A 3,380-nucleotide genomic window follows, 5' to 3' on the forward strand; every position below is an offset into this window, starting at 1 on the left:
GCCTACGGTGCCGCGAAATCGTGAAGCTGGTCGGGAGAGACCTGGAAAGATCATGAACGACATGCGCCAAGAGCTTATCCAGACGCGAGGTTCGGCTACATTTGTGTTCGACGCGGAGGTGTCGATCGAACTGGCACCGGCGCAGGCACGCACCTTTGCGCCACCAGCCGACTGCTTCCCGCTTGGCTCGCGCGTCTTTCTTACTCACCTTCCCGGCAAGCCCGAGGCTTTGCAAATCGAAGCAGCGCGCCGGATCAAGGAGTTGGGCTTTGTGCCGGTGCCACATCTGGGCGCGCGGAACTTCAATTCGGAGCAGGACTATGTCGATCTTGTCACCGCCCACAGTCGAAACGGGATAAGCGAAGCGCTCTTTCTTGGCGGCAATCCGGCTCTCTTTCCGGGGCCGTTGGGAGAGGCAACCCAGTTGCTCGCCCATCCCGTGGTCAAAGACAGTGCGATACGAACCGCCTTCGTTGCCGGCTATCCGGAAGGGCATCCAAGCATCGTCGAAGCCGTGCTGACGGACGCATTGCGGCGCAAGCTCGACATCTGTGCCGAGCGGTCGCTGGAAGCCAGGGTCGTATCGCAATTCGCCTTCGATGGCGACATGATCGCCGCCTGGGCGAGCAGTCTGCATACGGCGCATCCCGGGCTGCCGGTTCATGTTGGTCTGGCCGGTGTGACCAGCCTTACCAAACTCATCCGGTTCGCCATGATGTGCGGTGTCGGCCCTTCGATCGCGGCGCTGCGGCGTTCCGCCAGCGGCCTCTTCAACATCGTGGCCGACCGGAACCCAGCCGAGATCTTACAAACCATGGCGGCAAGCTACCCGGCGCCGACCGCGCCACTACACCTCCATTTCTTCCCATTCGGCGGATGGGAAAAGACGCTTGCCTGGTTCGCCGATTATCGCGAGGCGTGCTGGCCGCGGGTCAACGAACGATGAATTGTGCAGCGCTTCGACTGTCGTTCATTCTGACGCTGTCCTGCGAAGACCAGGCCGGGATCGTAGCGGCAGTGACGACCGAACTCGCCAACCTTGGCACGAACATTGCTGAAAGCAGCCAGCATTGGGACAGGGCCTCGAACCGTTTCTTCATGCGCATTGCCTTTTCGGCGCCCGCCTGGGTGTCTGCCGATGCCATCACCAAGGGACTTGCGCCTGTGGTGGATCGCTTCGGCCTGAGCAGCCGCCTGCTTGAGCGGAGCCGTCGGCCGAAAATCGTCATCATGGTCTCGAAGTTTGACCATGCATTGCTTCACCTCATCTACCAGATCCGTGTTGGCTGGCTCGAAGCCGAGGTCGCAGCGATCATCTCCAACCACGAAGACAGCCGCGAAACTGCGGCATGGGCTGGCATTCCCTACCACGTCTTGCCCATCTCGAAGGAGAACAAGCAGGAACAGGAAGGCCGGATACTGGCGGTGATCGAGGACGTCGGCGCCGACCTCGTCGTCCTGGCTCGCTACATGCAAGTGTATTCCGACGACCTCGCGGGGCGCCTGTTCGGCAAGGTCATCAACATCCACCATTCGTTCCTGCCAAGCTTCAAGGGCGCGCGGCCGTATCACCAGGCTTTCGAGCACGGAGTGAAGCTGATCGGCGCCACGGCTCACTATGTGACCGCCCAACTCGACGAGGGGCCGATCATCGAGCAGGAAACCGAGCGGGTAACGCATTCCATGAGCGTCGAGGATTTTATCGCGGCCGGCCGTGACATCGAAAGCCGCGTTCTGGCGCGTGCGATCAAACGGCACCTCGAAGCCCGCGTGATGATCAACGGACGAAAAACGGTTGTGTTCGCGTAAGGCGGCAACACCGACCCGTGTGTGGCGATGCTCATATCAACAGGAGAACCAGATCATGAAAAATGGAACGGCGCATCTCTTTATCCCGGGTCCGACCAACATTCCCGACGCTGTGCGGCGGGCCATGAACGTGCCGATGCAGGATATGCGCGCACCGGATTTTCCGGAACTGGTGCTGCCCTTGTTTCGCGACCTGAAGCAGATCTTCAAGACCGAAACCGGCAGCGTCTTCATCTTTCCGGGCTCAGGCACCGGCGCCTGGGAAGCGGCAATCTCCAACACGCTCAGCCGCGGCGACCGGGTGCTGATGTCGCGCTTCGGCCAGTTCTCGCACCTGTGGGTCGACATGGCCGAGCGCCTTGGACTTGAGGTCGATTGCATCGATGTCGAATGGGGTGAGGGGGTTCCGCTCGACGCCTATCGGCAACGGCTGGGCGACGACAAGGGCAGCAAGATCAAGGCGGTATTCGCCACCCACAACGAGACCGCGACCGGCGTGACGTCCGACGTCGCCGGCGTGCGTGCCGCGCTCGACGAAACGGCTCACGATGCGCTGCTGTTCGTCGACGGCGTCAGTTCGATCGGCTCGATCGATTTCCGGATGGACGAATGGGGCGTCGACCTCGCCATCACCGGTTCGCAGAAAGGGCTGATGCTGCCTGCCGGTCTCGGCATCCTGGCGGTGAGCGCCAAGGGTCTGGAAGCGCACAAGCAGTCGCGCATGGAGCGTTGCTATTTCAGCTTCGAGGATATGCAGGCTTCGTCCAAGACCGGCTTCTTCCCCTATACGCCGCCAACGCAGTTGCTGCTTGGCCTGAGAGCCAGCCTCGACCTTATCTTTGCCGAGGGACTGGAGCAGATTTTTGCCCGGCACCACCGGCTCGCCGAAGGTGTGCGCCGCGGCGTGCATGCGTGGGGACTAAAGCTCTGCGCCAACGAGGAAAAATGGTGGTCGGATACGGTTTCGGCGATCGTCGTCCCCGAGGATGTCGATGCCAGACAGGTCATCGCCAACGGATATTCCAGATATCGCACATCCTTCGGCGCGGGCCTCAGCAAGGTGGCTGGCCGCGTGTTCCGCATCGGCCATCTCGGCGACCTCAACGAGGTCATGTGCCTCGCCGCCCTGGCCTCGGCGGAAATGTCGTTACGCGACGCCGGAGCCCGAATCGAGGCCGGCTCCGGTGTTGCCGCTGCGCAGGAATGGTACCGCGCCGAGATCGGCCGGACCTTGCAGCCGCGGCACGAACGCGCGGCTTGAGAGGATCGTAGCCATGAGCAAACCGAAGGTAATCGTTACCCGGCGCTGGCCGCATGAGGTCGAACAGCGCCTTGGCGACCATTTCGATGTCACGCTGAATGAAGCCGATCGGCCCTATGAGCAACAAGAGCTTCGCCAGGCCCTGCTGCTTGCCGATGCCGTGCTGCCGACCGTAACCGATCGGCTTGGCGCGGATCTCTTTGCAGGCGGGGTCAGGGCAAGAATACTTTGCAATTTTGGTGTCGGCTTCAAACACATCGACACTTCCCCCGCCAGCGCCGCACGGCTTATCGTCACCAACACCCCCCCC

3 protein-coding genes and 1 pseudogene are annotated in these 3,380 nt (G+C 61.7%); all 4 read left to right on the plus strand.

Translation table 11 applies throughout. From position 1 onward, the window contains the following. Positions 1 to 52 precede the first annotated feature (52 nt). Entirely contained in the window at positions 53 to 946 is an 894-nt protein-coding gene (locus ENZ74_RS26250) for a methylenetetrahydrofolate reductase (protein WP_013529880.1), read from the plus strand. Continuing rightward, the gene (purU, locus tag ENZ74_RS26255; RefSeq protein WP_013529881.1) at positions 943 to 1,809 is read left to right on the plus strand and encodes a formyltetrahydrofolate deformylase; all 867 of its coding nucleotides are present in this window, start codon (positions 943 to 945) and stop codon (positions 1,807 to 1,809) included. Before ENZ74_RS26250 ends, purU begins: the two co-directional genes overlap by 4 nt. A gap of 55 nt (positions 1,810 to 1,864) precedes the next feature. Further along, positions 1,865 to 3,070, plus strand: coding sequence for an aminotransferase class V-fold PLP-dependent enzyme (locus tag ENZ74_RS26260; RefSeq protein WP_063168886.1), 1,206 nt, complete (start codon positions 1,865 to 1,867; stop codon positions 3,068 to 3,070). A gap of 13 nt (positions 3,071 to 3,083) precedes the next feature. Then, positions 3,084 to 3,380 (plus strand): annotated as a pseudogene (locus tag ENZ74_RS26265) (D-glycerate dehydrogenase); the annotation flags it as partial.

This window comes from Mesorhizobium sp. M7A.F.Ca.CA.002.15.2.1, assembly GCF_003998715.1.
Classification (GTDB): domain Bacteria; phylum Pseudomonadota; class Alphaproteobacteria; order Rhizobiales; family Rhizobiaceae; genus Mesorhizobium; species Mesorhizobium ciceri.

Coding starts and splice junctions, on each gene's coding strand:
- ENZ74_RS26260 (WP_063168886.1), top strand. CDS start 1,865: ATGAAAAATGGAACGGCGCATCTCTTTATCCCGGGTCCGACCAACATT.
- purU (WP_013529881.1), top strand. CDS start 943: ATGAATTGTGCAGCGCTTCGACTGTCGTTCATTCTGACGCTGTCCTGC.
- ENZ74_RS26250 (WP_013529880.1), top strand. CDS start 53: ATGAACGACATGCGCCAAGAGCTTATCCAGACGCGAGGTTCGGCTACA.